An 18,131-nucleotide genomic window follows, 5' to 3' on the forward strand; every position below is an offset into this window, starting at 1 on the left:
CTACTTACTCATCCTTTCTTTAACTTTTTCTGTAAGCGATACAGTTCGTTCATCGCTTCTAAAGGCGTCATATCTAGTAAATCAATTTTTTTAATTTGTGCAAGTACTGCGCTTTCTTTTTGATCAAGCACAGGCTTGTCTTGTTTTTTTGAAGATTGATCTCCTCCAAAGAAAGATAGTTGTGACTCTTCTTCAGTCTCTTCTTTCTTTTCTTGTATTTCTGCCGGTTCTTCTTTTACAACTACAGGTTCTGGAACAACTTCTTGTACCTTTACTTCTACACGCTTTGGAATAATAATTTCTTCTTGTCCTTCTAGTTGCGCTAACACTTCTTTTGCACGAGCGATTAAGCTATCTGGAAGCTCAGCAAGTTGCGCAACGTGAATTCCGTAACTTTTATCGGCTGCTCCATCTTGAATTTTATGAAGGAAGACTACTTTTCCATTCTCTTCAATAGCTGAAACATGTACATTTTTCAGTTGATCTAAACTTTCTTCTAGCACCGTTAATTCATGATAATGCGTAGAGAATAATGTTTTTGCACCAATTTGGTCATGAATATGTTCAATGATTGCTTGTGCAAGCGCCATACCATCATACGTTGATGTACCGCGTCCAATTTCATCAAATAAAATTAAACTTCTTTCTGACGCATTTGCAATCGCATTTTTCGCTTCTAACATTTCAACCATAAATGTACTTTGACCTGAAATTAAATCATCCGCTGCACCAATTCTCGTAAAGATTTGATCGAATACAGGTAATACCGCTTCTGTCGCTGGTACGAAACAACCAATTTGTGACATAACAGTAACAAGTGCTAATTGTCTCATATACGTACTTTTACCAGACATGTTCGGTCCTGTAATTAAAAAGACATCCATCTTCTCTGGCATAATACAATCATTTGGTACATACAATTTCCCGTTCAATACTTTTTCAACGACAGGATGGCGACCATCTTTAATAAAGATTTCACGCTTCGTTGTTAGCACGGGTTTTACAAACTGCTCTTCTTCACTTACAGTCGCAAAGCTTTGTAGTACATCTAATTCACTAATTACTTTCGCTAAATGTTGTAATTTCGGAATGAATACTTTTACTTCTTCACGAAGTGCTGTAAATAAATCATATTCCAGTTGTACAATTTTCTCTTCTGCTTCTAAAATTAACGTTTCTTTTTCTTTCAGTTCATCTGTAATGAAACGCTCAGCATTAGCAAGCGTCTGTTTTCGCTCATAGCGCCCTTCTGGAAGCGCTGCAAGATTCGCCTTCGTCACTTCAATGTAGTAGCCGAAAATACGGTTGTATCCAATTTTTAATGATTTAACCCCTGTAATATCACGCTCTCGTTTTTCAAGCTCCGCGATCCACGTTTTCCCATTTTTGCTCACGTAACGATATTGATCAAGCTTGTCATTATAACCGTCTTTAATAATATCTCCATCTTTAATAGAAAGTGGTGGGTTTTCCTGAATACTTCTTCCTAGTAATTCAGTTAAGCTCTCACATGGATCCGCACCTTGAATTAACCTTGCTGCATAAGCATTATCTAAAAGACTAATCGCTTCTAAAATAGCTGGTACTTGAAGTAAAGAACGTCTTAACTGTAATAAGTCCCGTGCATTTACATTACCAAATGCAACTTTCCCTGCTAAACGCTCTAAATCATATACTTCTTTTAGCTTTTCTTTTAAATCTTCACGTAAGAAGTAATCATTTACAAATGTTTCTACCATTTCTAAACGTTCTTCCACTTTCTCTTTCTGGATAAGCGGACGTTCCATCCACTGTTTTAACATACGGCCACCCATAGCTGTTTTCGTTTTATCTAATAGCCATAATAGTGAGCCTGTTTTTTCTTTCGTACGAAGAGTCTCAGTTAACTCTAAATTACGTTTTGAGTGCACATCAATTTTCATAAATTGATTTGTATAATAAATTTCTACTGGTTGCAAATGATCTAATGAACGTTTTTGTGTTCTTATCACATAGTTAAATAAGCGTCCAATCGCTTTAAGTAACTTTGCTTGTGAAACATTTTTCACAAGATGTTCTAACCCTTCCGGAATCGTTGTTGCATCTTCATACGAAATCGTCATTTTTAATGTTTCAGTTAATTTATTTAATTCATCTTTTGAAAATGTAGAATCTACAACAATTTCTTTCGAACCAGTTGCATACACCTCTAATAAAATATCTTCTACTGAACCTGTTAACAACGTCACTGTATTTTGTCCAGTCGTTAAGTCATTACAAGCTAGCGCATAAGATCCATCTTCGAAATGTGTTAATGCTGCTAAAAAGTTATTCTCTTTCTCGTCTATTGTACGCCCTTCCATCATCGTTCCTGGCGTAATTAGTTGTACTACTTCACGACGTACTACACCTTTAGCTGTTTTTGGATCTTCCACTTGCTCACAAACAGCTACTTTATATCCTTTTTCAACAAGTTGTTCAATATAATTTTTAGCTGCATGATGCGGTACACCGCACATCGGTATACGATCACTACTACCACCATCTCGGCTCGTTAATGTAATTTCAAGTTCATGAGCTGCTTTAACCGCATCTTCAAAGAACATTTCATAAAAATCACCTAATCGGAAAAATAAAAAGGCATCTTCATAGTCTGCCTTAACCTTTAAGTATTGCTGTATCATAGGCGTATATTGCGTCATGTCTTTCCTCCATAATTTTTACATAATAATCTATATTCATCCCGCATTAACGGGCAGTAAGATTCCCACCTCAAAAATCGGCTGGAACAAAGAAGTTAGGTGGGAGATCAACTGTCCGTAAAAGCCCGATTGGTTCAACTAATAATCAGTGGGGATGCCCCCCCACTGATTATTAGTTGAACTTTATATATGTCACACTTCACGGACATCCATCTCTCCTATTTCAGGAGTCTTTCTTCATTATAACATATTTCATAAAGATTCATGTTCATTCAGCACCACTTATGTAAAGTAAAAAGCTAGGAAGAACTTCTCCCTAGCTTTCTATTACTCTTCTTCTGCGTCAACGATAAAGTTCGGATCTAATTCTTCAAACTCATCATCATCGACTTGGAAATCCTCATCTGATTCTACACAACCTTCAGGATTTACACTTACACAAATTTTTGTTTCCCCAACTACTTCTGTTACAAATTCACGTTCTACAGTTACAACAATTTTATTCCCATTTGGCGATACAAGAGCTTCTAAACAATTTGGCGGTTGAATGACACGAGCAATAATTTCTAAATCGTCACCAGAGAAGTTCTTATCACGATAACCAATGCTTACTTCGTCAGTGTAGTTCACACGTTCTGTTACAACTTCAGTCTTTGTATTGCCATCAAACGAATACCAAGTGTTCACATCATAGAAACCTTCAATTTCTACATGTTTTCCATTCTTTCTCGCTTCGTACGAGTGGTTAATTACCCAGCACCCTAAAATACTTGTCGGCTCATTATTCGATTCACATGTATGCGTTGACTTTGTATACTTACGTCCTTTTCCAACCACTGCTTTTGTAATAATCTCTCTAAATTCGGACATTCGTAACCCTCCTCAATCACTATTCACTTAATCATATGCGTGACAATAGCGGAATGTGTCATTCTTTTTTTGAGAAGAACTTACGTTTAATCCACTAAAAAAAAGAGATGTCAATATGACATCTCTTTAACAACCACAATTTCCTTTTTTACTTTCTACCGCCGCACCAGTTTCACCCTTAAGTACATCGCCGCCAGTTGAAACTAATATTTCATCTGTAACATTATTAGAAATGGTACTCGCAACTAACTGTAGTAAGTCATTTACATATGTTTGTGAAGATTTAAACTCCTGCACAACTGGAATATTGTCTAACTTATCTTGAAGTGCGTCAATTTCAGCTTCTACTTTTTTCAAAGCTTCCCACTTCCCGTAATGTTGCAAGTTAACTGCTTGTTTTTGCAATGCTTTAATTTCATCAATTGCGTGCTTTACATTTTCATTTTTATGAATTTGCGCCTCTGCTTTCTTAAAAAAATCAACTTCTTCTGTTTCAGAAATCATTTTCGCTAATTCTTTCGCTTGCTCTACAATTTCGTCTTTCGTATATACTTTCATCTATTATTTCACCTCAATCGGTTCCTCAACTAATTCCCCGTTAAGAGACCAAGTTTTTGCTTCCGTTATTTTTACTTTCACAAGCTGACCAATTAAAGATTTTGAAGCGACGAAGTTTACAAGTTTATTCGTACGAGTATAACCTGCAAGTACTTCCGGATTATTTTTACTTTCCCCATCAACTAACACTTCTACAACTTGACCTTTATAACGATTATTCTTTTCAACTGCCAACCCATTTACGAGTGTGTTTAATCGTTGTAGTCGTTCTTTCTTTACTTCCATAGGCACATTATCTTTCATTTTTGCAGCTGGTGTACCTTCTCGCGGGGAATAAATAAATGTAAATGCAGTATCAAATCCTACTTCACGATATAACGACATCGTTTCTTCAAATTGCTCATCTGTTTCATTTGGGAAACCGACGATAATATCAGTTGTTAATACTGCGCTTGGAATTGTTTCTTTAATTTTTCTTACAAGTTCTAAATAATGTTCACGTGAATATTTACGTGCCATAATTTTCAACATATCTGTGCTTCCAGATTGAACTGGTAAGTGAATATGTTCCACTAGATTTCCACCTTTTCCAAGCACTTCAATTAAGTGGTCATCGAAATCACGTGGATGACTCGTTGTAAAACGAATACGGGCAATATCAACTTTACGAAGTTCGTCCATTAAATCGCCAAGACCGTATTCTAAATCTTCAAAGTCTTTACCATATGCATTTACGTTCTGTCCAAGTAGCGTAATTTCTTTATAACCATTCGCAGCTAAATGACGAATCTCTTGAATAATATCTTCTGGACGCCTGCTTCGCTCTTTTCCGCGTGTATACGGTACAATACAATATGTACAGAATTTATCACAGCCATACATAATATTTACCCAAGCTTTAATATCGCCACGACGTACTTTCGGAAGGTTTTCAATTACGTCTCCTTCTTTTGACCAAACTTCAACTACCGTCTCCTTCGAGAACATTGCATCTTTTAGAATGTACGGTAATCTATGAATATTATGCGTGCCAAATACCATATCTACATGCTGATTTTTTTGCATGATTTTATTTACAACAGATTCCTCTTGAGACATACAACCACATACACCAATTAAAAGGTCCGGATTTCTACGTTTTAATGATTTTAAATGACCAAGTTCACCAAACACTTTATTTTCAGCGTTTTCACGAATTGCACAAGTGTTTAATAAAACTACATCTGCATCTTCAGTTGAAAATGTCGGTTCATATCCAAGTGTTGTGAAAATACCTGCCATTACTTCCGTATCATGCTCATTCATTTGACACCCATATGTACGAATATAAAACTTTCTTCCTGCACCAAAATTACGAAACTCTTCAGGTAAGCCAAAATCCCGTTCAATTTTAACTTCTTCTTTTCCACGCTTTTTGGCATCTTTTAAGGAAGGTGGTTGATATACGCTTTCAAAGTATTTGCTATAATCTTTCTCTTCTTTTTTCGTAGAGGAATTTGCTTGTTGACTTGCTAATCGTTGTTGCTCGTTCATCGGTAATCTCCTTTCACCCTTAACTATACACACTCTGTAGTCTATTTTAATGCGCTTAGACCCACCTTAAAAATGGTTAGATAGCTTGATTGAGAGATAACTTGTCCTTTGAAACTTGAGTAATCGATCTAATCATCCGTAAGAATGAAGTCTTCCCCACACAAATAGACATTCCCTTTTTATTATTTCATCTTGTCCTACCCAAAAGCATATTGCTTTATCCCTATACACATTACCATAGTATGAAGCGTTTAGCCAATTTTAACAAGGAATAGGCCCTGCCTTATCTTACATTTCATAAACAATGAACTTGCCATTTCCATACAACGATCCTTATATTATTTTACCATTCTGAATTTTCCAAGTAAACAAAGCTATCCTATATTTTTCATTCAGTAAAAAAAGGTTGCCAAATGGCAACCTTCTAATCGTTACATAAATTCAGCAACAAGCTCATCAAACATTTTCTGATCCATATTTAAATCAGCTTGTACTAATGGCTTTTCACTATAGCCTTTTACAAGTTCTTGATATGATGGTTGCGCAGTATTTTGATAAATTAAACCTGTTACTAATCCGTTATTTTCCATTAATGTTTGCATAGCCATCATGCGATTAGATGGATCATATCCCTCTACTGTACTTAGTTTCGTTAAGTTCTCTTTGAACCAATCGTACGTATTTACTTTATTATAAGTAACACATGGACTAAATACATTAATTAATGAGAACCCTTTATGGTTAATACCAGCTTCAATAATTTGCGTTAATTCTTTTAAATCACTTGAAAAGCTTTGCGCCACAAATGTTGCACCAGCTGTTAATGCCATTTCCATAACATTTAATGATGGTTCAATCGAACCTTGTGGTGTACTTTTCGTTTTAAATCCAGCTTCACTACGTGGTGAAGTTTGGCCTTTTGTTAATCCGTAAATTTGGTTATCCATTACTATATACGTAATGTCAATGTTTCTACGAATAGAATGGATTGTATGTCCCATACCAATCGCAAATCCATCACCGTCACCACCTGATGCGATAACTGTTAAATCACGATTTGCCATTTTCACACCTTGTGCAATCGGAAGGGCACGTCCATGAATACTATGCACACCATATGAATTAATATAACCTGATATACGACCTGAACAACCAATACCAGAAACAACAGCAAGTTCATCTGGATTTAAGCCAACGTTAGCTGCCGCACGCTGAATTGCAGCTTGCACCGAAAAGTCTCCGCAACCTGGGCACCAGTTTGGTTTTACACTGTTACGAAAGTCCTTAAATGTTGCCATTTAATACAACCCCTTTTTTGCATTCGTTGTAAATCTCTTTTGGCAAGAATGGGTTTCCATCATATTTTAAAAGACTAGAAATTTTCTCACCACTACCAAGATTCATTTTCATAATGTTAGCAAGCTGACCAGTCGCGTTGTTTTCTACAACTACAACACGTTTTGCATTTTTCACAAGTGGATCGATTTCAGCTTTCGGGAACGGGTGAATTAAACGGATTTGAGCATGGTTTACTTTCATACCCTCTTGTTCTAAACGCTCCATTGCCTCTTCGATCGCACCACGAGTTGAGTTAAATCCAACAAGCAATACATCTGCTTCCTCATGCTTAACATTTTTATAAACAGGGGTATTAAACTTCAAGTTCTCCATTTTACGGAAACGTTTGTCCATTTGATCTTTACGGTTTATTGCCGATTCAGATGGTTTACCAGTTTCATCATGTTCTACACCTGTAACATGGTGAATACCATTTTTCATACCAGGTAAAACACGTGGTGAAACGCCATCTTCTGTTACTTCATAACGCTTGAAGTATGCTTTATTTTCACGTTCTGGTAATTCTGCTTCTAAATCCAGCTTACCGCGACGAATTTCCACTTTATCTAACGTAAGCGGTTCTACAGTTTGTTTACCTAAAGAAAGCTGTAAATCTGTTAAGAAAATAACAGGCACTTGATATTCTTCAGCTAAGTTAAACGCTTCTACAATATCATAGAAAGCTTCTTCCACTGTACTTGGCGCCATTACGATTTTTGGAATTTCACCATGCGTACCGTAAATCATGGCCATTAAATCAGACTGCTCTTGTTTCGTTGGTAACCCCGTACTTGGACCACCACGTTGCGTATCAACAATTACTAGCGGTGTTTCTGTAATACCTGCTAACCCAATCGCTTCCATCATTAAAGAAAGACCAGGCCCTGCAGATGCTGTTAATGTACGAACACCAGCATAGTTTGCGCCAATTGCCATTGTACAAGCTGCGATTTCATCCTCAGTTTGGATTACTGTTCCGCCGACTTTAGGCAATTTTTTAATTAAGTATTCCATAATTTCAGATGCAGGTGTGATTGGATATGCTGACATAAAACGAGCGCCACCAGCTACCGCACCAAATGCGATTGCATCGTTTCCAATCATAAACATGCGTTTCTTACCATCAGCTTTTTCAAGCTGCATCATGTTTACTTTCTCACCTAGCAATTCTTTCATATATTGAGAGCCGCGTTTAATTGCGTCCATATTCTTTTGAACGACTTGCTCTCCTTTACGACCAAAGATTTCTTCAACAACATCCAAATAAGCTGTTTCGTCTAAACCTAATACCGCACTTGATGCTCCAACAGCAACCATGTTTTTCATTAATGATGTGCCTAATTCTGAAGCAATATCTGTAAACGGTATCACATATAATTTTACATCTGTATTGTCAGGTATTGTTGGATTAAATTTCGCATCCGCAACGACAATTCCGCCTGGACGTAGTTCGTGGAAGTTAAAATCAATTGTTTCTTGATCAAAAGCAATTAAAATATCTAAGTCATCTGAGATCGCACGTACTTCTGTTGTACTTACGCGAATTTTATTATTTGTATGGCCGCCTTTTATACGTGATGAGAAGTGGCGGTAACCGTATAGGTAATATCCTAATCGGTTTAATGCTATACAGAAGATTTCCCCTGTACTTTCAATTCCTTCACCTTGTTGGCCTCCAACTTTCCATGAAAGTTGACTAATCATCTCCTACACCCCTTTTGGCTGCATTCATTGTAGTGTATTTTTTTACAGTATTAGTTTAGCATTTTTTATGCAAATAAACTACAACGGACGCAAATTATGCCTCTTCTGATTTCCCTGAATCTTAAGTATAAAGCTATTTCGTTTTTCATTCTAGTATTAGGTCCTAAAAAAAGCAATAATATCAATTGGATTTATTTTAATTTTTCTGATTTTTTAAAACAAAACACTTAAAAACTTATATGTTCAACAAAGTTATCATACAAAAATCGTTCTACAGTTGATGCAGCATAGTGTTTATATAGTTCATTAATTACATTTTCATAATCTTCATACACCGATACATTTACAACTGTTTCTAAAATCCCATCAAAATCTGAACCAAACCCTATGTTGTTTTCTCCACCTAGCGAACAAATATAATCGATATGTTTTATTATATCTGTAATATTCGCTTGTTTTTCATTTGTAAGAAACTGAGGTACAAAAGTGACACCAATCATGCCATTTCGCTTTATAAGGAATTGAATTTGTTCCTCATTTAAATTACGTGGATGGTCACACAGTTTATAGCAATTTGAGTGAGATGCAATAGGATTATTTGCAATTTCTATCACATCCCAAAAACTTCTCTCATTTAAATGGGACAGATCGGTCCATACATGTAACCTATTAAGTTCTTGTACAACTTGTCTACCGAAAGTAGTTAAGCCTGCTCCACGTGTCTCTAGCGCCCCATCAGCTAACAAATTCGCATAGTTCCATGTTAATCCAAAGGAACGTACACCTAATTGATAAAACAAACGTAATTTCATCGCTTCTTTTCCAATTGCTTCGCATCCTTCTAATGTTAAAAGAGCTCCAATCTCGTCCTGTTTTAACATACTTATATCAGCTTTCGTTCGGATCAACTTCACACCTGGTAGCGATAAAATTTCATTATAAAAAATATCTATCATTTGTAATGCCGCTTCAAAACGTTTTTCATATGCTACTGTTTCTGGCACATATATAGCAAAACATTGTATACTTCCTTTTCTTTTCTTTAATTGTTCAAATGTAATATGTAATTGTGAATCATTTTTAAAATTCTTTTTCCCCTTTGCAATCCATAACTGTAAGAGTACATCACAATGAGCATCAAAAATTTTCATTTTCATTCCTCCACTATAAAAATAACCTGTTTGCATACTGCAAACAGGTTGTTTAAACTTAACGAGGTTCTACAATTAATTTTATTGCTGTACGCTCTTCCCCATCAATCATAATATCTGTAAACGCTGGGATACAAATCAGGTCCAAACCACTAGGCGCTACAAACCCTCTTGCAATTGCTACTGCCTTTACCGCTTGGTTCAATGCACCTGCACCAATAGCTTGAATTTCTGCTGTTCCGCGTTCGCGAATAACACCTGCAAGTGCACCAGCTACAGAATTAGGGACCGACGTTGCTTTAACTTTTAATATTTCCATTCCGCGTTTCCTCCTCGTTTCTTTAAAAAGTATTAGCAATTATATCACTTTAACTTATATTCACGAGGAATGGCGCGTATTCCTGCTAAATTTTCGTAATTTTTCTAAAAAATTAAAATATAATAACTTATCTAAATCTTTACGGAGATTTACTCAAAAAATGGTTGATCGTCATTAATTAAAATGCGCTCAATTTTCTTTGCTTTTCCTGTATTCGGATCCACATCAATTAGCACTGCACTTAATTGTGTTCTACCATTCGTCACTTCAAATCTTACCGGTAAGTTTGTTAAAAACTTCTTCAAGACCGCTTCTCTATCCATACCTAAAATTCCGTCATACGGGCCTGTCATACCAACATCTGTAATGTATGCTGTTCCGCTTGGTAAAATACGATTATCTGCTGTAGGTACATGAGTATGTGTACCTACTACCGCTGTAGCACGACCATCTACATACCAACCTAGCGCTTGTTTTTCACTTGTAGTTTCCGCATGAAAATCAACAAAGATAATATTCGTACGTTTTTTCGCAATGTTAATTAATTCATCCACTTTTCGAAATGGACAATCAATCGGAGGAAGGAACGTACGCCCTTGTAAGTTAATAACTGCAACTTCTGTTCCATTACAATTCACAAATATAAGACCTTTTCCCGGTGTTCCTTCTGGGAAGTTAGCTGGTCTTGCAAGATATTTTGCATCATCTATAAATTCAAATACCTCACGATTATCCCAAGCATGGTTTCCAAGTGTAACCGCTTGTGCGCCGCACTCTAAAAAGTTTCGATAAATTTTTTCTGTAATACCACGCCCACCTGCTGCATTTTCTCCATTAATGATTGTTACTGTAGGTGTATATTTTTTCTTTAACGCCGGTACGTATTGTTGAATCATACTTCTACCAGGAGATCCTACTACATCCCCAACAAATAATATTCTCATATGTCTTACCCTTTCTATGTACTACATTTTTTATTACTATAACTTCAAGCAATTTCCTTACAACAAATTTATTATAAGTTTGTTTCACTTGATTTTCTTTATTTTATCCAATTCCAACACAAAAAAATAAAGTGGTGTTTCACCACTTTATTTTGCGTATTCCACTGCACGTGTTTCACGAATAACAGTTACTTTAATATGTCCTGGGTAATCCAGTTCATTTTCAATACGTTTTCGAATATCACGAGCTAAACGATGAGCTTCTAAGTCATCGATTGTATCTGGTTTTACCAGAATACGAACTTCACGTCCTGCTTGAATTGCGAATGATTTTTCAACGCCTTCATAAGACTCTGAAATCTCTTCTAACTTTTCAAGACGACGAATGTAGTTTTCAAGCGTTTCACTACGAGCTCCCGGTCTTGCAGCTGATAATGCATCTGCTGCTGCAACTAAAACTGCAATGATAGAAGTTGGTTCTGTGTCACCATGGTGAGATGCAATACTGTTTATAACTACAGGATGCTCTTTATATTTCGTCGCGAGTTCAACACCAATTTCAACGTGACTACCTTCTACTTCATGATCAATAGCTTTCCCGATATCATGTAATAGACCTGCACGTCTTGCTAGTTTTTCATCCTCACCAAGCTCTGCTGCCATAAGTCCAGTTAAATATGCAACTTCCATAGAGTGTTTTAAGACGTTTTGTCCGTAACTTGTACGGTATTTCAAACGACCTAAAATCTTAATTAAATCTGGATGTAATCCGTGAACACCCACTTCAAACGTTGTTTGCTCTCCGACTTCGCGAATATACTCGTCCACTTCACGTCTTGATTTTTCGACCATCTCTTCAATACGCGCTGGGTGAATACGTCCGTCCTGTACTAGTTTATCAAGAGCGATACGAGCTGTTTCACGACGAATTGGGTCGAATCCAGAAAGGATTACTGCCTCTGGTGTATCATCGATAATTAAGTCAATACCCGTTAACGTTTCTAACGTACGAATATTACGACCTTCACGCCCGATAATACGTCCCTTCATTTCGTCATTTGGAAGATTTACAACCGAAACGGTTGTTTCAGCAACATGATCAGCTGCACATCTTTGCATTGCAAGAGATAAAATCTCTTTTGCTTTCTTATCCGCTTCTTCTTTCGCGCGAATTTCACTTTCTTTTACCATAACGGCAATTTCATGAGAAACTTCACTTTCCACTTTACCAAGAATAATTGCTTTCGCTTGTTCGCGTGTCAGATTGGAAATGCGCTCTAATTCTGTTTGTTGCTTTTGAACTAACTCTCCCACTTTGCTTTCCAACTCTTCAATCTGTTGTTGTTTCGCTACAAGAGAATCCTCTTTCTTCTCTAACTGTTGCTCGCGCTTATCGAGCGTTTCGTCTTTACGATCAAGGTTCTCTTCTTTTTGCATTAAACGATTTTCTTGTTTTTGTAATTCGCTTCTACGGTCACGAATTTCTAATTCAGCTTCTGTACGAAGTGTATGAATTTCATCCTTTGCTTCTAAAAGCGCTTCTTTCTTAAGTGCTTCAGCATCACGATTCGCTTCGTCTAAAATACGTTTCGCTTCATTAGCTGCACCATTAATCTTCGCTTCAGCAATAGACTTTCGAACAAAAAAGCCAACAACTGCACCGACTGCTGTTGCAAGCAAAATGGAGATGAGTATCCAAAATGTACTCGTCATGATTTCACCTCCCCTTGCTATGAATGAAAAAAGACTGTCGGCATGTACATTGAATTACAACATACAGCAAAGACCGTCGTCCCGCTTTTTTAAGGGACTTTCTTCATTTCACAATTAAAATGTCATATTATTATTTCGGCAAGATTTAAACCTTACTCCGAATATTACTTCTCTTCTTGAGAAGAGTATATCGTATATAAGAAAAAATATACATTCTCATTGTATCTATCGTAATTTTCATTGTCAAGCGTTGTCTACTTTTACTTTCTTTACCTTCAGTCCTGAATGTTATCTAAATTTGAAAAATTGATAGCATATTATCCTGGAAAACCTTAGTAAATACCATTTTATTCCCTTAAAACATATGAATATCCCTCTTTACACATCCCGTTTGAGTCAAAAAAATTTTTTAACTACTGCGATATACACGATTTTAATAGAAGGTAAAAAAATAAAAGACACGGGACCGTGTCTTTTATTTTTTAATCTTGAAGAGTTGAATCTTCCGTGTCTTCCACACCTGAGTCTTCACCAATTCCGTGATGATCACGAACAAAGAAGGCAATTTCCTCTCTTAAATCCGTATTCTCTTTTAAGAATTGTTTTGAATTTTCACGACCTTGTCCTAAACGTTCTTCATTATACGAGTACCAAGCACCACTCTTTTGAACGATATCAAGTTCAGAAGCCATATCTAAGATTTCACCTTCTCTTGAAATACCTTCTCCGTACATAATATCAACTTCAGCAACACGGAATGGTGGTGCTACTTTATTTTTCACTACTTTTACTTTCGTTTTATTACCGACGATGTCGTTACCTTGTTTTAATTGCTCAGCACGACGTACTTCAAGACGAACTGTTGAATAGAATTTCAACGCACGACCACCCGGAGTTGTTTCTGGGTTCCCGAACATAACCCCAACTTTTTCACGAATTTGGTTGATAAAGATTGCGATTGTTTTTGATTTATTGATTGCACCTGAAAGCTTACGAAGTGCTTGTGACATTAAACGTGCTTGTAAACCTACGTGTGAGTCACCCATGTCTCCTTCGATCTCTGCTTTCGGTACAAGAGCTGCTACAGAGTCAATTACGATAATGTCAACCGCGCCACTTCGTACAAGTGCTTCTGCGATTTCTAGTCCTTGCTCCCCTGTATCAGGCTGTGATAATAGTAATTCATCTATGTTAACGCCTAATTTTTGTGCATATACAGGATCCATTGCATGCTCCGCATCAATAAACGCTGCTTGTCCACCTTGACGCTGTACTTCAGCGATTGCATGTAATGAAACTGTTGTTTTACCTGAACTTTCAGGTCCGTAAATTTCAATAATACGGCCACGTGGGTATCCGCCTACCCCTAGTGCCACATCAAGTGCTAAAGAACCACTTGAAATTGTAGAAATTCTACGCTCAGCTTGTTCTCCTAATTTCATAATTGAACCTTTACCGAATTGCTTCTCTATTTGTTTTAACGCCATATCTAATGCCGCTTGACGATCACTCATTCAAAATTCCTCCTTAACTGAATTGCTAATCTTATTATACCTATTTTCAATTCAATTTGCCAACAAAAATCGAACATTTATTCGTTTTTTTTATTTCCCATTACATAAAACTGCATTTAACCATAAAAAAAAGCTAAAAGAGACTTATATCTCTTCTAGCTTTTTATACAAATGATAAAACCCATATTTTGCTGAGCGTTCCCTAATTTGTTGACGACTTCCGCTTAAATTTAGAGGAAAGACTACAGTTGGTTCATCTTTAATCGCCAATCCAACAAATACTGTTCCCGGCTCTTTATGTTCTGAAGCATCTGGTCCTGCTACCCCAGTGAAACTAATTCCGATATCCGCTTTTAATAATTCTTTAACATTTTCAGCAAGATAACGAGCACATTCTTTACTAACTGCACCGTCAGTAGACAACACTTCCTCAGGTACATGTAAAACATGTTGCTTCACATCATTATGATAACAAATGACACCGCCTTTAAATACTGAAGACACACCAGCACTTTCTGTTACTTGATTACCGAAGAGACCACCTGTTAAACTTTCTGCACACGCTAAAGTTAATCCTTTTTTCTTCAATAACTCTATCGCCTTATAGTGCAGAAACTCTTGGTCATACCCGTAGAAAAATTCTCCTACTCTTTCTAAAATCAAATCTTCCATATGCTGAATGAGTTTCTCCGCTTCATGAGCATTTTGATGCTTCGCAGTTAAACGTAATGTTACTTCTCCATCATTCGCAAGCGGGGCGATTGTCGGGTTCGTTTGTCCATCAATTAAATCTTGAACTTTCACCTCTAATTGAGATTCCCCAATTCCGAAGAAGCGAAGCACGCGAGAATAAATGTTTTCTCCTGTTGTAAAGTTACGTAAAAAAGGCTCTACATAACTTACATACATTGGCCTCATTTCTTTCGGTGGTCCTGGTAATAAAATATAAACTTTTCCGTTCTTATTTAAACCCATACCAGGTGCCATACCGTGATCATTTGCAAATACAGTTGCTCCATTCAAAACGAGTGCCTGCTTTTTATTATTTTCAGTGAACTCACGACCTGTACGCTTAAAATAATCGCTTATTAATGCTAATGCATTTTCGTCATATACAAGCTCTTCCCCTAAGCTAGACGCAATTGTTTCCTTCGTCAAATCATCTTTTGTCGGGCCTAATCCACCTGTAAAAATAAGCATGTCCGCACGTTCTGCTGCAACTTCAATCGCCTGCTGTAATCGTTTGTTATTATCTCCAACTACAGTATGGTAGTACACATTAATGCCAATTGAAGCTAACTTTTCAGATAAAAACTGGGCGTTTGTATTTGCAATTTGTCCAAGTAATAATTCCGTTCCAACCGCAATAATTTCAGCATTCATCCCAATTCCCCCATAAACTTCTATTTTGAGTTTACAAAAGCAGCTCTATTTTTCCAGAAATAATCCCATCCTGAAATAACAGTAAAAATTAATGCAATCCATATAAAGATATCAGCAACTGGAATATGGATTAAATTTAAAGGTACATCGTGTAATAAGTATGCCGCAATCGCGATAATTTGTGTCCATGTTTTAATTTTCCCTAATTGATTCGCTGCAACGACTTCCCCTGTTCCAGCAAGTACAAGTCGTAAACCTGTCACAGCAAACTCACGACTTATAATTACTATAACGATCCAAGCTGGTACAGATCCCATCTCGACTAATGTGATAAGTGCTGCCGAAACAAGTAATTTATCTGCTAACGGGTCAAGGAATTTCCCTAAGTTTGTTACAAGATTATACTTTCTTGCGTAATGTCCATCAATCCAATCTGTAGCTGAGGCAATAATAAAGATAAGCGCCCCTACTAAGTGTTGAATTGGTAGATCTACATCACCAATTGTGTATGAACCCCAATCAAAGGGTGCTAACATAATTACCATAAAAACTGGGATTAAGAAGATTCTAGATATTGTAATTTTATTTGGTAAATTCACAGCTATTCCTCCATCATATCAAAAACATTTGTTCATTGAAAAAAGTCATCGAAGCGATGACTGTTATTGTGCAGGTTGCTCTACCCCTTGGTTTTTTATCACCAATCTTTGGTGAAGTTCTTTTTCTGGATCCAATGGGTAAGCGATCACTTGGCCATTCAGTTTAACTTCAACATTCGTTGCATTTCCAATATTAAGTCGCACTTCTTTTACTGTTGATAAATCACGTTTTTCTGTTTGACCACTTTGTACTGTAGTGTTTAGAATTTCATTACCCGCATCGTCCTTAACATCTACATAACTTGTACCCTTCGCTGAAATTTCCAGTTCTAATGTTTTATTATTATGAATTTCCAAAGTAGATACCTTACCACTTGTTCCAACTACTTTTACTTCTTGTTGTCCAGTTGGTTCCTCTTTCTTTGGCTCTTCTTTCTTTGGCTCTTCTTTCTTTGGTTCTTCTTTCTTTGGTTCTTCCGCTTTCGCTTCATCTTTCTTCGTATCTAGCGGAGAATTTTCTGCTTTTTTAACTTCAATTTTCTCACTTTGAGTAGCCGGAACTCGTCCGTCATCTTTACCAGTCAGTGCTTGAATAACAAACCAAACTACGACTCCAAATGCGATTACTAACAATGCAATTAAGATTTTCGGCATATGATCTGCCATTGGCAATGATGAAGATTTTTGCATTGTTTCTTGTGTTTTTTGTCCAGTTGATACTTGTGGAACATCACGATTTTCAGATTGTGGTATCGTACTCTGATATTCTACAAGCAGTTCCTCTCCATTTAATCCAGCCGCATCTGCGTATTGTTTAATGAATGCACGTGCATAAAAAGCTCCTGGCAATACGTCATAATTGCCTTCTTCAATCGCTACTAAATGGCGTTTTTGAATTTTTGTAATCTCATGCAGCTGATCAATAGACAAGCCTTTTGCTTCTCTTGCTTCTTTCAGCTTTTGTCCTAATTCTGTCACTACTAACACCTCAATATTTCTTTAAAAGTCGAACATAGAGAAATTATTTTGCGTACCTTGCTCAATTTCATCTACTAAATTATATTGAATTTCTTCATCATAATCGTTACGTAACTCGATAATATAATCAAAATCATCCAATGTGTATTCTGACTGACTCACAAATACATCAGGATGTTCCACAACTTTCGTTGCAGGCAATCTCATAATTTCACGAACGAGTTGCCAATGCCTTTCATTGGCACGCTTTGTTGACACAATTCCATCTAGGATGAAAATATTGTCATCGCTATACTCATCTTCAATCAATTGACTACGAACAGTTTGCTTAATGAGAGTAGATGATACAAATAACCATCGTTTATTTGCACAAACACTTGCGGCAACAATGGATTCTGTTTTTCCGACACGAGGCATTCCTCGTATCCCAATTAGTTTATGGCCTTCTTTTTTCATGATTTCCGCCATAAAGTCTACAAGTAATCCTAATTCATCACGCACAAAACGAAATGTTTTCTTGTCATCTGCATCTCGTTGTATGTACCTACCATGTCTAACCGCTAGTTTATCCCTTAGCTTTGGCGGACGATATTTCGTTACCGTTATGTTATCCATCGTATTTAAAATTGATTCAAGTCTAGAGATCTGCTCTTGATTATCACACATAAGGAGTAACCCACGTCGTGCATTATCAACACCATTAATTGTGACAATATTAATGCCGAGCATACCGATTAACGAAGAAACGTCACCAAGCAAGCCAGGTCGGTTTTTATGTATTTCATATTCAAAATACCATTCAATCATCCAAGATCACTCCCCTTGCTTACTTTACACCTACGTACT

Annotated in this window: 15 protein-coding genes; all 15 read right to left on the bottom strand. The window is 36.7% G+C overall.

Annotated elements, in window-relative coordinates:
- Positions 1-8 precede the first annotated feature (8 nt).
- The 15 genes from mutS to JDS81_RS11820 all read right to left on the bottom strand — a co-directional run bounded on the left by mutS (position 9) and on the right by JDS81_RS11820 (position 18,092).
- Complete coding sequence (gene mutS / locus JDS81_RS11750; protein WP_000195987.1) at positions 9-2,681, bottom strand: DNA mismatch repair protein MutS; 2,673 nt, start codon at positions 2,679-2,681, stop codon at positions 9-11.
- A 327-nt stretch (positions 2,682-3,008) separates the two neighbouring features.
- Positions 3,009-3,551, bottom strand: a complete 543-nt coding sequence (cotE, locus tag JDS81_RS11755) for an outer spore coat protein CotE (RefSeq protein WP_001288802.1) — start codon at positions 3,549-3,551, stop codon at positions 3,009-3,011.
- A 126-nt stretch (positions 3,552-3,677) separates the two neighbouring features.
- Positions 3,678-4,109 (bottom strand): YlbF/YmcA family competence regulator, encoded by a 432-nt coding sequence (locus JDS81_RS11760; protein WP_000870465.1) that lies wholly within the window; start codon positions 4,107-4,109, stop codon positions 3,678-3,680.
- 3 nt (positions 4,110-4,112) lie between these two features.
- Positions 4,113-5,642 (bottom strand): tRNA (N6-isopentenyl adenosine(37)-C2)-methylthiotransferase MiaB, encoded by a 1,530-nt coding sequence (gene miaB, locus JDS81_RS11765; protein WP_001005380.1) that lies wholly within the window; start codon positions 5,640-5,642, stop codon positions 4,113-4,115.
- A 431-nt stretch (positions 5,643-6,073) separates the two neighbouring features.
- A complete protein-coding gene (locus JDS81_RS11770; RefSeq protein ID WP_000190161.1) occupies positions 6,074-6,940 on the bottom strand; it encodes a 2-oxoacid:ferredoxin oxidoreductase subunit beta in 867 nt (288 codons plus the stop codon).
- The gene (locus JDS81_RS11775; RefSeq protein WP_097953972.1) at positions 6,927-8,684 is read right to left on the bottom strand and encodes a 2-oxoacid:acceptor oxidoreductase subunit alpha; all 1,758 of its coding nucleotides are present in this window, start codon (positions 8,682-8,684) and stop codon (positions 6,927-6,929) included. Before JDS81_RS11775 ends, JDS81_RS11770 begins: the two co-directional genes overlap by 14 nt.
- Before the next feature lie 227 nt (positions 8,685-8,911).
- On the bottom strand, positions 8,912-9,835 hold the full coding sequence (locus tag JDS81_RS11780; RefSeq protein WP_097953973.1) for a dipeptidase: 924 nt from the start codon (positions 9,833-9,835) through the stop codon (positions 8,912-8,914).
- 58 nt (positions 9,836-9,893) lie between these two features.
- Positions 9,894-10,154, bottom strand: a complete 261-nt coding sequence (spoVS, locus tag JDS81_RS11785; RefSeq protein WP_000404341.1) for a stage V sporulation protein SpoVS — start codon at positions 10,152-10,154, stop codon at positions 9,894-9,896.
- Between the two features lie 149 nt (positions 10,155-10,303).
- A complete protein-coding gene (locus JDS81_RS11790; RefSeq protein ID WP_001221099.1) occupies positions 10,304-11,098 on the bottom strand; it encodes a TIGR00282 family metallophosphoesterase in 795 nt (264 codons plus the stop codon).
- Positions 11,099-11,245: 147 nt separating this feature from the next.
- On the bottom strand, positions 11,246-12,811 hold the full coding sequence (gene rny, locus JDS81_RS11795) for a ribonuclease Y (protein ID WP_097953974.1): 1,566 nt from the start codon (positions 12,809-12,811) through the stop codon (positions 11,246-11,248).
- Positions 12,812-13,293: 482 nt separating this feature from the next.
- On the bottom strand, positions 13,294-14,325 hold the full coding sequence (gene recA, locus JDS81_RS11800; protein ID WP_001283854.1) for a recombinase RecA: 1,032 nt from the start codon (positions 14,323-14,325) through the stop codon (positions 13,294-13,296).
- Positions 14,326-14,469: 144 nt separating this feature from the next.
- A complete protein-coding gene (cinA, locus tag JDS81_RS11805; protein ID WP_097953975.1) occupies positions 14,470-15,708 on the bottom strand; it encodes a competence/damage-inducible protein CinA in 1,239 nt (412 codons plus the stop codon).
- A gap of 20 nt (positions 15,709-15,728) precedes the next feature.
- Positions 15,729-16,307, bottom strand: a complete 579-nt coding sequence (pgsA, locus tag JDS81_RS11810; protein ID WP_001052980.1) for a CDP-diacylglycerol--glycerol-3-phosphate 3-phosphatidyltransferase — start codon at positions 16,305-16,307, stop codon at positions 15,729-15,731.
- Positions 16,308-16,370: 63 nt separating this feature from the next.
- Complete coding sequence (locus tag JDS81_RS11815) at positions 16,371-17,285, bottom strand: helix-turn-helix domain-containing protein (protein WP_098054479.1); 915 nt, start codon at positions 17,283-17,285, stop codon at positions 16,371-16,373.
- A 21-nt stretch (positions 17,286-17,306) separates the two neighbouring features.
- A complete protein-coding gene (locus tag JDS81_RS11820) occupies positions 17,307-18,092 on the bottom strand; it encodes a DUF3388 domain-containing protein (protein WP_000574107.1) in 786 nt (261 codons plus the stop codon).
- Positions 18,093-18,131 lie beyond the last annotated feature (39 nt).

Source organism: Bacillus cereus group sp. N31, from assembly GCF_016483245.1.
GTDB classification, from domain to species: Bacteria; Bacillota; Bacilli; order Bacillales; family Bacillaceae_G; genus Bacillus_A; species Bacillus_A toyonensis.